Genomic DNA, 15,120 nt, shown 5'->3' with positions numbered 1-15,120 from the left:
AGAAAAAGAGACCGCCGGGCGGCGGTCTCACAGGGGCTGTGCTTCAATGCACGGCATCCCACAGCTCCCGGGCAAAGGCCCGGGTGCGGGCCTCTTTCTCCGCGTCCATGAAGGGGACGTCATACCCCAGGTGCCGCTCCGCGTGGCTGCCCAGAAAACGGAGCTGGGCGTGCTTGCAGTACCGGCGCATCCCCTCCTCGAACAGGTCGCAGCCCCGCTCCGGGCGGTAGCCGCAGGTCAGCAGCAGAGCCAGGGCTTTCCCCGCCCACAGGGCGGGACCTTTTTCCGCCCCGTAATACTTGTCCATGCCGTACACCAGCCGGTCCAGCAATGCCTTCATGGGCGGCGTGCAGTACCAGGAATAGATGGGCGTGGCCAACACGATCAGGTCGCACGCCAGCACCTTGTCAAAGATCATGGGCACGTCGTCCCGCTGAGCGCAACCAAATGCCGTCCAGTCCCGCTGGCAGGCCCGGCAGGCCGTGCAGGGCCTGATCTCCAGAGCATGGAGCCATACAGTTTCCGTCTCCGCCCCCAGCCCTTCCAGCTCCTGCCGGAAGGGGCCCAGCAGGGCGTTGGTATTGCCCTGTTTTCTGGGGCTGCCCATCAGAATGCACACCTTCATCGAATCGCTCCCCTTCTCTGCCGGCCAATCTTGTTGGTTCCATCATACCTGGAACGGGACGGTCCGTCAAGGAGAGGACACATGCAGGGCCGGGACAGTGTGTCCCGGCCCTGCGGCACTCTGTTCAGTTCTTTTCCAGCAGTGTTTCCAGCCGCTGGAGGATCACTGCCGTCTGGGCCCGGGTGGCGGAGCCGGACGGATCCAGCGTGCCGTCGGACCGGCCCTGGAGCAGTCCAGCAGACACCGCCCAGGCCAGGGCATCCCGGGCATAGTCCGCCACAGCGGCGCTGTCGGAGAAGCGGCTCAGGTCCGTCCGGCCCGCGGTATCCGCTCCTCTGTATTCCGTGTACCGGAACAGGATGGCCGCCAGTTGCTGGCGGGTGATCCGCCCCTCCGGGCGGAAGGTTCCGTCGTCAAAGCCCCGGACGATTCCCTGCTGTTCCGCCCAGGCCACCGCATCGGCGCAGTAGCTGTCCGCCGCCACATCGGTGAAGGGAGGCGTCCCCGCCCTGGGTCTGCCCTCCAGTCGGTAGAGGATGGCGGCGATCATGCCCCGGTTGGATGCCCGGTCAGGGGAAAAGGTGCTGCCGGTGGTCCCCTGCATCAGCCCCGCCTCATACACATATTGGACCGCCTCTTCATACCACGCGCCGGGGGGTACGTCCCGGAAGGGATTGTCCCAGGTGCTGCGGAAGGCCCCGCTGGCGGCAGCGATCAGCTCTCCCCCATCGTCCTGGGAGATCTCCCAGAACCCCACGCCGCCCAGACCCAGAGACCGGGCCAGCTGTGCCTTGGCAGCGAGGGACACGGCATCGTCGTAGGAGACGAAGGTGCGGTTTCCGTAGAGCCAGGGCACCTGCGCCTCTTCATGGCGGAACTGGCGGTAGTCCGTGTTGTCCAGATAGCTCTTCTTCAGCATCTTGTAGCTGACGGATTTGGCTGATGTGTAAGTGCTGTACAGGCCGTTGTTCTGGGCCTTGACCCCCTGGTAGGCATAGCCGTACAAAGGCATCCCCAGGACGATCTTTTCCGCCGGGATACCCTTTTTCAGATAGGCCTGTACGCAATCGGAGATGCTGCTTCTGCTCTGGGGCGAGGTGCCGGAGGGCGCATACAGGGGTGCGTTGAAGTCCGCGTAGGTATCCCAGGTGCCGTGGAGGTCATAGCCCATCACGAAGATGTGGTCCACAATGGCGGCCACCTTCACGGCCTCGATCTGGTTTAAGTACCAGCTCCCGGCGGCGCCGGCGATAGTGAGGGCGTAGTCCTTCCCGTCCCGGCGGCCCTGCCGATCCAGCTGCTCCCGCAGCTCCTGAAGCAGCAGAGTGAAGTTCTGCTTGTCCGCCGGGCGGTGGATGGTCCCCGCCGCGCCGCCGGATACCGGGTACTCCCAGTCCAGGTCCACCCCGTCCAGGCCCTGCTCCACCACAAAGTCCACACAGCTGGCAGCGAAGCTCTCCCGCCGGGCCGCCGTGGCGACCGCGTCGGAGAAGTACTGGGAGTCCGACCACCCGCCCACGGAGATCAGCAGCTTGAGATGCTGGTTCTGCTGGCGCAGCTTCCGCAGGGCGGCCAGGTTCTTTTGGTCATGGGCTGGATTCTCCAGAGCAATGGTGAGGGTATCTGGGTCGATCTGGGCAAAGGCGTAGTTGATCTGAGTCAGATGCTCCGCCGGGATTTGGTCAGGGGTGAAGCCCTGGTAGGCCGCCCATCCGGCGTAGTAGCCCACCGCCTCTCCTCCGGCGGAATATGTACGCTCTTCCGCCTCCGTGGGGGTACCCAACAGCAGGGCCGCCATACACAGGACGGCCAGCGCGGCGGCGGTTCGTCTGATGAAATTTCGCAAGGGAAAACGCTCCTTTTTCAGATAATCGTCACCAAAATGCGTGTGTCGTCACGCCCTATTTTACCGGAACGGGCTGCGGGCCTCAAGGCACAAATGCTGGGAGCACGGCCAGAAAACAGCAGCGCGGCAGACCCTCTCGGGTCTGCCGCGCCGGCACTTCCAGTTATGGCTTTGTTTATACGGAGACTGTCTGAGGCTCCGCCCCGCTCTGCGGGGTCTCTGCGGGCGCCGGAGTCTCCCGGGCACTCTGGTCGGCAGTCTTCTCCGCCAGCCGCTCCCGGGCCACCGCCAGCATCAGCTTGATGCGGTTCTCCTGATTCACCCGGGTGGCGCTGGGATCGTAGTCGATGGGGGTGATGTTGGCCTGGGGGTACAGCTCCCGGATCTTGTTGATCATCCCCTTGCCGCAGATGTGGTTGGGCAGGCAGCCGAAGGGCTGGGCACAGACGATGTTCTCGTACCCGGCCCGCACCAGCTCGATCATCTCGGCGGTGAGGAGCCAGCCCTCACCCATTTTGTTGCCGGTGGAGATGACGCCGTCCGTCAGCTTCACCAGCTCCCGGAAGGGCAGGGGCGCGTGGAAGCCGTTGTCCTTCAGGACCCGGATCATCACCTTCTCCATGCCCTCGATGTAGTCCAGGATTACGCTTGACACATGCTTTTCCAGGAAGGTGCCGCCATACAGCCGGGCGGTTTCGGAGGGGTTGTAGGCGCAGTACTGCACAAAGCCCATCAGGCCCGGCAGGTTCACCTCGCAGTCCTGGGAGGCCAGGAACTTCTCCAGGTCATTGTTGCCCAGGGGGAGTATTTCACGTAGATCTCCCCTACCACGCCCACCTTCACCTTGGGTACCCGGTGAACGGGAATGGCGGCGAACTCTGCGGCGATCTTGGGCATGGCGGCCTTGATCTCCCGGCCGGACCAGCCCTTGTCCTCCATGACCCAGCCGCAGATGGTGTCCAGCCACTTCTCCTGCAAAGCGGCCGCGTCCCCCTTGTGGGTCTCATAGGGCTCCGTCTGGGCCTTCAGGGCCACCAGCAGGTCGCCGTAGTAGATGCAGGCCAGAAGCTTGCGCATCAGGGGCAGGGTCATGGGGAAGCCGGAGTCCTTCTCCAATCCGGAGAAGTTCAGGCTCACCACCGGAACCTGGCCATAGCCTGCCTTCACCAGGGCCTTGCGCAGCAGGTGGATGTAGTTGGAGGCCCGGCAGCCGCCGCCAGTCTGGGTGATAATCAGGGCGGTGTGGTCCAGATCGTACTTCCCGGAGCCCAGGGCGTCCAGGAACTGGCCGATGACCAGCAGGGCGGGATAGCAGGTGTCGTTGTGGACGTATTTCAATCCCAGCTCGCTGACCTGGCTGCCGCAGTTCTCCAGCAGCTCGCAGGTGTAGCCGGCCTGCCGCATGACGGCCGCCAGGATGCGGAACTGCACCGGGGCCATGTTGGGAATCAGGATCTTATGGGTCTTTTTCATTTCAGGGGTGAACTTGGGGTAATTCTGGAATTCCAGCTCCATGTCTCACGCCTCCTTTCTGGCAGTTTCCCGGGCCTCGTCCTGCTCATCCAGGGCAGCGAACAGGCTCCGCAGCCGGATGCGGACAGCGCCCAGGTTGGTGATCTCGTCGATCTTCAGCTGGGTGTACAGCTTGCCGCCCGCCTGCAGGATCTCCCGTGTCTCGTCGGAGGTGATGGCGTCCACGCCGCAGCCGAAGGAGACCAGCTGCACCAGGTCCATATCCCGCTGGGTGCAGCAGTAGCGGGCCGCCGCGTAGAGACGGGCGTGGTAGGTCCACTGGTTCAGCACCGTGGTGGGGAATTTCTCCACCCGGTTGGAGATGGAGTCCTCCGTGATGACCGCGGCGCCGGCGCGGGTAATCAGAGTGTCGATGCCGTGGTTGACCTCCGGGTCCACGTGATAGGGCCGGCCTGCCAACACGATGATCCGGCGGCCCTCTGCCCGGGCCTGGTCGATGATCCGCTCTCCCTCCTTGCGGATGAGGGACATGTGGTGGGCGTACTCGGCGTAGGCGGCGTCGGTGGCCTCCTTCACCTCGCCCTTGGTGATGTCCGGGAAGTAGCTGCGCAGGATGGTGAAGATCTTTTTGGTGAAGTCCTTGGGCCGGTGGAGGCCCACATAGTCATAGATGAACTTGGTCTGCTGAACCTCCGGGCAGTTGCCGGCGATGACCTCCGGATAGTAGGCCACCACAGGGCAGTTGTAGTGGTTGTCCCCCAGCCCCTCATCCAGATTGTAGGTCATGCAGGGGTAGAAGATCGCGTCCAGGCCAAGCTTTGCGAGGAACTGAATATGACCGTGGGCCAACTTGGCGGGGAAGCAGGCGGTGTCGCTGGGGATGGTGCCCTGCCCCTTCAGATACAGGTCCCGGCTGGAGAAGGGGCTGTGGTACACCGCGAAGCCCAGCTTGGTGAAGAAGGTGTGCCAGAAGGGCAGCAGCTCCCACATATTCAGGCACAGGGGCAGCCCGATCTTGCCCCGCCTGCCGGGGACGGGCTTGTAGCCCAGGATCAGCTTGCGCTTGTATTCGTAGAGGTTCCGCTCCCCGGTGTCCGCCTTGCCGGTGACGGGCCGGTCGCAGCGGTTGCCGCTGATGAAGGTGGCCCCGTCGGCGAAGGTGTTGATGGTCAGCTGGCAGTTGTTGCCGCACAGGCCGCACACCCGGCTCTCCGTCTCCTGGCGGAAGTCCGCCAGCTCCTGACGGTTCAAAAGCGTACTGGTCTGATCCGCCCGGGCCTTTCCCCGGCCGAACAGGGCGGCGCCGTAGGCGCCCATGAGGCCAGCGATATTGGGCCGGATAACCTCTACGCCCATCTCCTTCTCAAAAGCCCGCAGCACCGCCTCGTTGTAGAAGGTGCCGCCCTGGACCACGATGTTCCGGCCCAGCTCCTCGGGAGAGGAGGCCCGGATGACCTTGTAGATGGCGTTGCGCACCACGGACATGGAGAGGCCGGCAGAGATGTTCTCAATGGTGGCGCCGTCCTTCTGGGCCTGCTTCACGCTGGAGTTCATGAACACAGTGCAGCGGCTGCCCAGGTCCACAGGCCGCTCGGCAAACAGGCCCAGCTGGGCAAACTCTTTCACGTCGTACCCCAGCGCCTGGGCGAAGGTCTGCAGGAAGCTGCCGCAGCCGGAGGAGCATGCCTCGTTCAGGAAGATGTTGCTGATGGCGCCGTCCTCGATCTTGAAGCATTTCATGTCCTGGCCGCCGATGTCGATGATGAAGTCCACATTGGGCAGGAAGTGGCGGGCGGCGGTGAAGTGGGCCACCGTCTCCACCACGCCGTAGTCCGCGTGGAAGGCGTTTTTCGCCAGATCCTCTCCGTAGCCGGTGGTGGTGACGGACGCCACATGGAGGGCCGGATGCTCGTCATAGAGCTCCTGCAGCACCTGCCGGATGAGGGGCACCGGGTTGCCCAGATTGGGCCGGTAGTCGGAGAAGAGGATGCGGGCGTCCTGGTCGATGACCACCAGCTTCACGGTAGTGGAGCCGGAGTCGACGCCGATGTGCACCGGGGCGGCGTAGTCCGCGCCGAAGGGCACCTGGGGCACCGTGGCCTTGGCGTGCCGGGTCCGGAACGCCTCATACTCCTCACGGCTGCTGAACAGGGGCGGCAGGGAGCGGTAGGTCTCCGCCGCGCCGTGCTTCTGCAGGTCGTCCGCCACCTGGTTCAGGTCGAATTCCTGGTCGGAATAGAAGGCTGCGCCCAGGGCCACGTACAGCAGGCTGTTCTCCGGACAGGTGCCCTGGACCCCCAGGGTGTGGTCAAAGCTCTCCCGCAGGACTCGGGAGAAGGTCAGGGGCCCACCCAGGTACAGGACGTTGCCCTTGATGGGCCGGCCCTGGGCCAGCCCGGCAATGGTCTGGTTCACCACCGCCTGATAGATGCTGGCGGAAATATCCTCCGCCTTGGCGCCCTGGTTGATGAGGGGCTGCACATCGCTCTTGGCGAACACGCCGCAGCGGGAGGCGATGGTGTACGTCTTCTCCGCCCGCTGGGCGGCGGCGTCCATCTCGTCGGCGCTCATTTTCAGCAGCGTCGCCATCTGGTCGATGAAGGCGCCGGTGCCGCCGGCGCAGGAGCCGTTCATCCGCACCTCCATGCCGCCGGTGAGGAACAGGATTTTGGCGTCCTCGCCGCCCAGCTCGATGATGCAGTCCGTCCCCGGGGCCAGCTTGTTGGCCGCCACGCGGGTGGCAAACACCTCCTGCACGAATGGGACCTGCACGCTCTCCGCCATGCCCATGCCGGCAGAGCCGGAGATGGCCAGATCCGCTTTTGCGCCGTGCTGATCCGCCACCCGGCGCAGCAGCTCCTCCGACTTTTCCAGAATATGGCTGTAATGCCGCTCGTATGTACTGTATACCAGATTATCCGCATCGTCCAGCACCACGCATTTGATGGTGGTGGATCCTACGTCAAGTCCAACTTTCAACTCTGCTTCCTCCTTCTGGGAAAACGGTTGCGTCAGAGTTTTCAACAGCTAACCGCATGATACCACATTAGTTGACATCATACACTTTTTCCATGGGATGTTCAATCGGCAATATTCTGAAAGACTGTTAATTTTTCGTTAAGAAACTTGGTTGGGAAAGGGGCTTGGCCTTTTCTCTCTTCTATGCTATACTGGTTCCATCTCAGAACCAAAGAGAGGCATTTTCGACATGGAACGCGTTTTGCTGCACACCTGCTGCGCCCCTTGTTCCCTCAGCTGCATCGACCCTCTGCGGAGCGAGGGCATCGAGCCGGTGGCGTTTTGGTACAACCCCAACATCCACCCCTGGAAGGAGTATCAGGCCCGGCGGGACTGCCTGCTGGCGTATGCCCCCACCATCGGTATGGAGGTCCGGGTACAGGAGGACTACGGTCTGAAGGACTTTGTCCGCCATGTGGCGGGAGACATCGACCACCGCTGCGCCTACTGCTACGAACACCGGCTGGAGGGCACGGCGAAGTATGCGGCAGAGCACGGCTTTACCGCCTTCACCTCCACCCTGCTGGCCAGCACCTATCAGAATCACGAGGCCATCGCCGCCGCAGCGGAGATGTATGCCCGGCAGTACGGGGTGGAATTTCTCTACCGGGACTTCCGGTCAAACTTCCGGGCCGGCAACCAGCGGGCCCGAGAGCTGGGGTTCTATATGCAGAAGTACTGCGGCTGCGTCTTTTCCGAGGCGGACCGCTATCAGAAGCAGATCGACCGGGACCGGGCAAAATTTGACGCGGAGGAGGCGGCCCGACAGGGCTGACGAGCTTCCCTTCGATGCGCAAAAAAGACCTGCACGGCAGCTGCCGCGCAGGTCTTTTTTGCCATTTGAGACGCAGGGATTCAGAATTTGCGGATATCGTCCAGCGACACGATGAACACCGCCGCACCGCCGGCCATGACCTCCATGGGTACCGGCGGCACCGCGGACATCTCCCCGTGGGGCATGGTCACGCTCTGGTACACGGTCTCCTTCCGGTGTCCCGCATACTTCTGCAGGACGTCCAGGGCCTCTTCCAGCCGATCCTCCTCCACGCCGATCATCACCGTGGTGCTCTTTTTCTTCAAAAAGCCGCCGGTGGAGCTCAGCACCGTCACCATGAAGCCGCGCTCATTCAGGTTACGGATGGTGTTGTCGGAATCGCTTCCCTGTAAAACGGCCAGCACCAGCTTGCTCTTTTTCTCCATATTGCTCACCTCCCATGTTCCAACGCGTTGGGCACGTCGTTCCTCCTTATTTTACCTCTCGTGCGAAAAATTGCAAGCGTTCTTTTCCACCCGGCGGCAGACTCATGCCTCCCGGCAGAAGATGGGAACGCCATCCTTCCAGGTCTCCAGTACCCGAATATCCCGGAGCTCCTCCTGCGGCACCGCCAGGGGGTCCCGGTCCAGAATCACCAGATCCGCCTGCTTCCCCGGCGCCAGGGTGCCCTTGTCCGTCTCCTCAAAATACTGGTATGCAGCGTGGACCGTCACCGCCTCCAGGGCCGTCCGGACGTCCACCCGCTCTTCCCGGCCCAGGACGCGGCCCTGCCGGGTCACCCGGTTCACGGCACACCACACCGTCTCCAGCATATCGGGCCGGATCACCGGCGCATCCTGATGGAATGTGAAGGGGATCCCCTTCTCCGCCGCCGAGCCTGCGGGACTGATGGCCTCCGCCCGGCCGGGTCCCAGATTTTCCAGATGGACATCCCCCCAGTGGTACACGTGGGCCACGAAGAAAGAGGGGATCACCCCCAGCCGCCTCACCTCCGGCAGTTGGTCCCTGCCCAGCAGCTGGGCGTGGATCATCACCGGCCGCAGTGCCGCCAGATCCACGCCTTCCCGCGCCGCCGCATCCAGCGCCGCCAGATACTGGGCGCAGGCGGCATCCCCGTTGCAGTGGGCCAGCAGCTGCATTCCATCTGTCCCGGCCCGGCGGACCATGTCCAGCACCTCTGCGTCCGTCAGGGTGCCGTAGCCCCGGTATTCCTGCTCCCCCTGATAGGGCCGCCGCAGCCAAGCGGTACGTCCCTGGGGAGATCCATCCAGAAACATCTTGTACCCGCCCAGCTTGAAGCGCCGGTGATATTGCCGGACACTCTCCGGAAATGCCTGCCGGGCCGCCTCCGCTCCCTCCGGATCTCCGTAGGCAACCACATCCAGCTTCAGGGACCCGTCCGCCAGCAGGGCCTGATACAGGGGTACCAGCTCCCGGCGCAGCAGCCCTTCCTGCACGGTGGTGATTCCGTAGGAGGCGTACAGGTCCTGGGCCTTCCGGTAGGCCGCCAGAAACGACTCCAGCGGCCTCATGGGCACCCGCTTTTGGAACTCCAGAAAGGCGTTTTCCTCCATGTAGCCGGTGAGGGTGCCGTTCTCCCGTCCGATGACGCCTCCGGCGGGGGCAGGCGTCTGCGCAGTGACACCCAGCCGCTCCAGCGCCGCGGTGTTGAACACGCCCATGTGGCCGGACTGGTGGCAGATCACCACCGGGTTGTCCGGCGCCGCCGCATCCAGGCAGAGCCGATCCGGGTGGCGCCGCTCCGAGAGCAGGTTGTGGTCGTACCCCTGTGCCGTTACCCACTGCCCGGCAGGGATGCGCTCCCGCCGGATGTAGTCCCGGATCCGGTCCTGCATGTCCGCCCAGGAGGTGCAGCCCTCCAAAGACACCTGCAGAAACTGGTTGGCCACCGCCGTAAAGTGGCTGTGGGCGTCCAGAAACGCCGGCAGCAGCGTCCTGCCTGCCAGATCCACCCGGCGGACGTCGATTCCCGTCTGGTCCTCCACCGCCGTCCTGCCCCCCACGGCGGCGATCCGGCCGTTGCGCACCAACAGGGCCTGGGCATCAGGGCTGTTCCGCTCCAGAGTGCGGATGGTGCCGTTTTCAAAGAGAATGTCCATGCGATTCCTCCTTTTCTCCCAGTTTACCGCGGCAGGGCGCGTCCCATACCCCGGCGTGAAACTCCAAGTATAGGACAGTATGCCGCGAAAAGGCGTGAGCCCTGCTGCACATGAAGCTGCGGCATATCTGAACGCCTTTCCCCATCTGTATGGCAAAACAGGCCGCCCTTCCGGACGGCCCGCTGGCTCAGTTCTTCAGGCTGTGGAGGGGCGCCGGGATGCGGCCGCCCCGGGCGATAAAGTCCGCGCTGGACTCCGGGTGCACCGGCATCACCGGGGCGCTGCCCAGGAGGCCGCCCATCTCGATCCGGTCCCCCACGGTCTTGCCGGGGGCGGGCAGCAGCCGGACGGCGGTGGTCTTGTTGTTCACCATGCCGATGGCCGCCTCGTCTGCAATGATGGCGGAGATGGTCTCTGCCGGGGTGTCGCCGGGGACGGCGATCATGTCCAGGCCCACGGAGCAGACGCAGGTCATGGCCTCCAGCTTGTCCAGGCAGAGGGTCCCTGCCTCTGCGGCGGCGATCATGCCCTCGTCCTCGCTGACGGGGATGAAGGCGCCGGAGAGGCCGCCCACAGAGGAGGACGCCATGACGCCGCCCTTCTTCACCGCGTCGTTCAACAGGGCCAGCGCCGCCGTAGTGCCGTGGGTGCCGCAGACCTCCAGGCCCATCTCCTCCAGAATGCGGGCCACGCTGTCTCCGATGGCCGGGGTAGGCGCCAGGGAGAGATCCACGATGCCGAAGGGCGTGTCCAGCCGACGGCTGGCCTCCTGGGCCACCAACTGGCCCATGCGGGTCACCCGGAAAGCGGTCTTCTTCACTGTCTCCGCCACCACGTCAAAGGGCTGGCCCTTCACCGCTTTCAAAGCAGTACACACTACGCCGGGGCCGGAGACGCCCACGTTGATGACCTTCTCCGCCTCTCCCACGCCGTGGAAGGCGCCGGCCATAAAGGGGTTGTCCTCCACGGCATTGCAGAACACCACCAGCTTGGCGCAGCCCAGGCCATCCCGGTCCGCCGTGGCGGCAGCGGTATCCTTGACGATGCGGCCCATCAGGGCCACCGCGTCCATATTGATGCCCGCCCGGGTGGACCCCACGTTGACGGAGGAACAGACCAGTTCTGTCCGGGCCAGAGCCTCCGGAATGGAGCGGATCAGCTTCTCGTCCGCCTCTGTCATGCCCTTCTGCACCAGGGCGGAGTAGCCGCCGATAAAGTTGACGCCGCAGGTCTGGGCCGCCCGGTCCAGGGCCAGGGCAAAGGGCACGCAGTCCTCCGTCTCGCTGGCCCCGGCCACCAGGGCCATGGGAGTGACGGAAATGCGCTTGTTCACGATGGGGATGCCGAACTCCCGCTCGATGTCCTCGCCGGTCTTGACCAGCTTCTCCGCATACCGGGTGATCTTGTCGTAGATCTTCTCACAGGCCCGCTTCGGGTCCGGATCACAGCAGCTCAGCAGGGAGATGCCCATGGTGATGGTGCGGATGTCCAGGTGCTGCTGGTCGATCATCTCAATGGTAGATAAAATTTCCTTCTGGTTCAGCATAACGTATCTCCCAACGTACAAATTCTCTCTCAAAAGGACTCCGGAAACGGGTAAAAGAGGCTAGGGGAAAACCTCCGGTTTTCCTCAGTTCTTTTACCTCCGGCAAAAGAAGAATATTAAATCATTTTCGGCAGGGCGTGTACCTGCCGAAAATTTCTTGACCCAGCCGCCGGGGACGGCGTCCCCAGTGACCAACGTCTCACTGGGGAGGGGGAATCTAAAGGGTGGGCGCAGCTCCCTCTTGAAGTCAGATGCGATGCATGGCATCAAATATCTCCTCCCGCTGGATGCGGATAGAGATCTCCATCTTCTGCCCCAACTGCTCCAGCAGGTCCCGCAGCTCGCCCACGGAGACCTTGGCCGCTCCCACGTCCACGGCCATGACCATGGTGAAGGAGCCCTGGAGGATCGTCTGGGAGATGTCCAGGATATTGACATTGTGCTCAGCCAGCAGGGCGCAGACGGCGGCGATGATGCCTACCTTATCCTGCCCCACGACGGTGACGATGGCGTTCATAGCGAAGTTCCTCCTCATGGCCGCCCGCCGGCAAGCCCGGCGAGGCGGCATTCTCTTGTATACAGCGTCCGTATTGTACCACAGATGGGCGGGAAAGTAAATCCTCTCTCATCCCAGCGGATTGACGAATGGTCCCCAGCCCGGAGGCGTGAAGGTCAGCAGCATGTACAGCCCCGCCAGAAGCAGAGCCAGGGCTGCCCACAGCCCCGGGTGCTTTCTTCCGTCCGGGCAGAAGGCCGTGCCCGCCGCCAGCAGCACCGCCCAGACCGCCAGGCTCGCCGCGCCGTTTCCCCCGGCGGCCGCCAAGCCCCAGCACGCCGCTGTCATAGCCAGGGGCGTCAGCACCGCTGCCGGCAGATCCTGCAGCAGCGTGCGGCGCTCCCTGCCCAGCCGGCCGGTCAGCACCCAGGCGGCAAGCAGCGGCCAGAAGGCCAGCTTGCTCAACTCCCAGGGGCTGGGACACTGGGGCACGAACGCGGCAGGCAGTCCGCTTTGTGCCGTGCTGTGGAGCAGCAGCAGTGCCAGGCCGCACACCACAGCCGCCAGATACCGCAGGGCAAAACGATTGAAGGGATCTCTCATGGTTCGCCTCACCTCGCTCCACTGTATGCAGCGCGGCGGCGGAGCAGACCGGAAAACAGCACAGGGCGCGCCGGTGGGCGCGCCCTGCTGGGCTGATGCTCCAGGCGGAATCAGATCTCGCCGAAGAACTTGTCGTGGATGGCCCGGACCGCCCGGTTCACGTCCTCCTCATCCAGCAGAACGGAGACTCGGATCTCAGAAGTATTGATCATCTGGATGTTGATGCCCGCCTCATAGAGGGCCTCGAACATCCGGGCGGCCACGCCGCAGTTGCTCATGAGGCCCGCGCCCACAATGGAGACCTTGCCGATGCTCTCATCCGTCTCAATGTGGTCGAACCTCAGGGTCTCTTTATGTTCCTCCAGAATCTGCTTGGATTCCTCCAGGTCCTTCTTGTGGACCGTGAAGGTGATGTCCTTGGTGTCCTCCCGGCCAATGGACTGCAGGATGACATCCACGTTGATGTTGTGCTTGCTCAGCAGGTCAAAGACCTGGAATGCGACGCCTGGGTTGTGCTGCAGACCGATCAGGGCGACGCGGGCGATGCTGGTGTCCTTGGCGACACCGGCGATATTGGTTTTCTCCACTTTGGTGACCTCCTTGACTTTCGTGCCGGGCTTGCGCTCCAGGCTGGACACGACTTCCAAATTCACTCTGAACTTCTTGGCCAGCTCCACGCTGCGGTTGTGGAGCACCTGGGCCCCCTGCGACGCCAGTTCCAGCATCTCGTCGTAGGTGATCTCATCCAGTTTGCGGGCACTGGGGACGATGCGGGGGTCCGTGGTATACACACCGTCCACATCCGTGTAGATCTGGCACAGATCTGCACGGAAGGCCGCCGCCAGCGCCACGGCGCTGGTGTCGGACCCGCCCCGGCCCAGGGTGGTCACGTCCCCGTTGCGGTCCACGCCCTGGAAGCCGGTGACGATCACGATCCGGTGCTGGTCCAGCTCGGACTGGATACGCTCGGTGTCGATCTTCTTGATCCGGGCGTCGGAGTGGACGGAGGTAGACTGTATCCCCACCTGCCAAGCAGCCAGGGATATGCAGGGCAGGCCCATGGCCTCCAGGGCCATGGCGCACAGGGCCACAGAGATTTGCTCTCCCGTGGAGAGCAGCATATCCATCTCCCGCTTGGAGGCGTGGGGGTTGATCTCCTCCGCCTTGGCAATGAGATCGTCTGTAGTGTCTCCCTGGGCGGAGAGGACCACAATCACGTCGTTCCCCGCCAGATAGGTCTCTGCGATGATGCCGGCTACGTTGCGGATGCGCTTGGCATCTCTCACGCTGGTGCCGCCGAATTTCTGTACGATCAAGCTCATGGCATTTCCTTCTTTAAATCAGAATCAAGTCTCAAATCCCGGTTCCCGCCTGTTCCAGTATACACATCTTCCGGCGGTTTGGGGCTTATCCCAGCACCCGCAGACAGGCCAGGACGCGCAGGCCTTCGGCCTGCTTCCCTGCCTCGGCTCCGCTGATGCAGTCGGTGAGGAAGGCGGTCTCACCGCCGTCCTCGCTGAGGATCTCCACCTGGCCGAAGGCCGCGGCAGCGGCGCTGAGGCTGCCGCCGATGCGGAAGTAGTACCGGCTCCGAAGGGCCTGCGGGTCCTCAAAGCCCGCCGGGTCCGCCTCCCAGCCGATCTCCTCCCGGCGGGGGCTGGACTGAAGCGCCTCCATCACGTCCGCCACGCAGGCGGAGGCCGTGGGCAGCTCCCCGGCCCCCTGGCCGTAGAACATCACTTCCCCGGTGGCGTTTCCCCGGACCACCACCGCGTTGAACACATCGTCCACGCTGGCCAGGGGCTGCTCCTCCGGGATCAGATGGGGTGCCACATAGGCGGTACGGCCGCCGGGCAGGCGCACCGCCCGGCCCAGCAGCTTGACGCGGTAGCCCGCCCGCTGGGCGATCTTCACGTCCCGGAGAGACAGCCGGCTGATCCCCTCCATGGGCACATCCGCCGGGTCCACCTGACAGCCGAAGGCCAGATCCGCCAGGATACAGATCTTCCGCCCGGCGTCGACGCCCTCCACGTCTGCGGTGGGGTCTGCCTCCGCATAGCCCTTCTCCTGCGCCTCTTTCAGGGCGTCTGCAAAGGTGGTGCCGGCCCGGACCATCCGGGTAAGGATATAATTGGTGGTGCCGTTTAGGATGCCGTACACCTCGTCGATCCGGTTGGCAGCCATGCACTGGGTCAGGGGATGCAGCACTGGGATACCGCCGCCCACGCTGGCCTCGAACAAATAGTTCACGCCCCGCTTTTTGGCCAGGGCCAGCAGCTCTGCGCCCTTCTCCGCCACCAGCTGCTTGTTGGCGGTGACCACGTGCTTGCCGGCGTTCAGGGCCCGCTTCGTGTACTCGTAGGCCGCCTCCACGCCGCCGATGGTCTCCACCACCACCCGGATAGCATGGTCCTCCTCGATCTTCGTGAAGTCATCCGTCATCAGCTGACGGTAGGGCCCGTCCTTGAAATGCCGCACCAGAATGGTCTTCACCTGCAGGGGCTCGCCCAGCTTTCGCTCGATCTGCCGGGCGTTTTCCGCCACTACCTTGGCCACGCCGGTGCCCACCGTACCAAGGCCCATAATCGCAATCTGTATCATGCGTCCGTTTCCTCTCT

At 63.7% G+C, this 15,120-nt stretch carries 11 protein-coding genes and 1 pseudogene; 1 reads left to right on the top strand and 11 read right to left on the bottom strand.

The window, feature by feature from the left end:
* Nucleotides 1–43: 43 nt before the first annotated feature.
* From EIO64_RS17595 to EIO64_RS17580, 4 genes and pseudogenes are all read right to left on the bottom strand, one after another.
* The gene (locus tag EIO64_RS17595; RefSeq protein WP_136891706.1) at nucleotides 44–625 is read right to left on the bottom strand and encodes a flavodoxin family protein; all 582 of its coding nucleotides are present in this window, start codon (nucleotides 623–625) and stop codon (nucleotides 44–46) included.
* A gap of 124 nt (nucleotides 626–749) precedes the next feature.
* A complete protein-coding gene (locus tag EIO64_RS17590) occupies nucleotides 750–2,471 on the bottom strand; it encodes a glycosyl hydrolase family 18 protein (protein WP_136891705.1) in 1,722 nt (573 codons plus the stop codon).
* Between the two features lie 175 nt (nucleotides 2,472–2,646).
* Nucleotides 2,647–3,986 (bottom strand): annotated as a pseudogene (locus EIO64_RS17585) (2-hydroxyglutaryl-CoA dehydratase).
* A 3-nt stretch (nucleotides 3,987–3,989) separates the two neighbouring features.
* Nucleotides 3,990–6,923 carry an acyl-CoA dehydratase activase gene (locus EIO64_RS17580; RefSeq protein WP_136891704.1) on the bottom strand — a complete coding sequence of 978 codons (2,934 nt, stop codon included), beginning with the start codon at nucleotides 6,921–6,923 and terminating at the stop codon, nucleotides 3,990–3,992.
* Between the two features lie 229 nt (nucleotides 6,924–7,152).
* Here EIO64_RS17580 and EIO64_RS17575 point away from each other — a divergent pair, with 229 nt between their 5' ends.
* Nucleotides 7,153–7,737 carry an epoxyqueuosine reductase QueH gene (locus EIO64_RS17575; protein ID WP_136891703.1) on the top strand — a complete coding sequence of 195 codons (585 nt, stop codon included), beginning with the start codon at nucleotides 7,153–7,155 and terminating at the stop codon, nucleotides 7,735–7,737.
* Nucleotides 7,738–7,817: 80 nt separating this feature from the next.
* On the opposite strand, the gene EIO64_RS17570 is transcribed toward EIO64_RS17575, so the two are convergent.
* The 7 genes from EIO64_RS17570 to EIO64_RS17540 form a co-directional block, all read right to left on the bottom strand.
* Nucleotides 7,818–8,162 carry a cyclic-di-AMP receptor gene (locus EIO64_RS17570; protein WP_021749406.1) on the bottom strand — a complete coding sequence of 115 codons (345 nt, stop codon included), beginning with the start codon at nucleotides 8,160–8,162 and terminating at the stop codon, nucleotides 7,818–7,820.
* Between the two features lie 102 nt (nucleotides 8,163–8,264).
* The gene (locus EIO64_RS17565) at nucleotides 8,265–9,857 is read right to left on the bottom strand and encodes an amidohydrolase (protein ID WP_119310871.1); all 1,593 of its coding nucleotides are present in this window, start codon (nucleotides 9,855–9,857) and stop codon (nucleotides 8,265–8,267) included.
* A gap of 187 nt (nucleotides 9,858–10,044) precedes the next feature.
* A complete protein-coding gene (locus EIO64_RS17560; protein ID WP_333635502.1) occupies nucleotides 10,045–11,400 on the bottom strand; it encodes a PFL family protein in 1,356 nt (451 codons plus the stop codon).
* A gap of 250 nt (nucleotides 11,401–11,650) precedes the next feature.
* Nucleotides 11,651–11,920: an ACT domain-containing protein gene (locus tag EIO64_RS17555; protein ID WP_025544749.1), complete on the bottom strand. Its 270-nt coding sequence runs from the start codon at nucleotides 11,918–11,920 to the stop codon at nucleotides 11,651–11,653.
* A 108-nt stretch (nucleotides 11,921–12,028) separates the two neighbouring features.
* The gene (locus EIO64_RS17550) at nucleotides 12,029–12,502 is read right to left on the bottom strand and encodes a hypothetical protein (protein ID WP_021751668.1); all 474 of its coding nucleotides are present in this window, start codon (nucleotides 12,500–12,502) and stop codon (nucleotides 12,029–12,031) included.
* A 110-nt stretch (nucleotides 12,503–12,612) separates the two neighbouring features.
* The gene (locus EIO64_RS17545) at nucleotides 12,613–13,824 is read right to left on the bottom strand and encodes an aspartate kinase (protein ID WP_021747792.1); all 1,212 of its coding nucleotides are present in this window, start codon (nucleotides 13,822–13,824) and stop codon (nucleotides 12,613–12,615) included.
* A gap of 85 nt (nucleotides 13,825–13,909) precedes the next feature.
* A complete protein-coding gene (locus EIO64_RS17540; protein WP_025545204.1) occupies nucleotides 13,910–15,103 on the bottom strand; it encodes a homoserine dehydrogenase in 1,194 nt (397 codons plus the stop codon).
* Nucleotides 15,104–15,120: the final 17 nt, after the last annotated feature.

The organism is Dysosmobacter welbionis, from assembly GCF_005121165.3.
In the GTDB taxonomy this organism is placed as follows: domain Bacteria; phylum Bacillota; class Clostridia; order Oscillospirales; family Oscillospiraceae; genus Oscillibacter; species Oscillibacter welbionis.
This window is presented reverse-complemented; position numbering and strand designations above follow the sequence as displayed.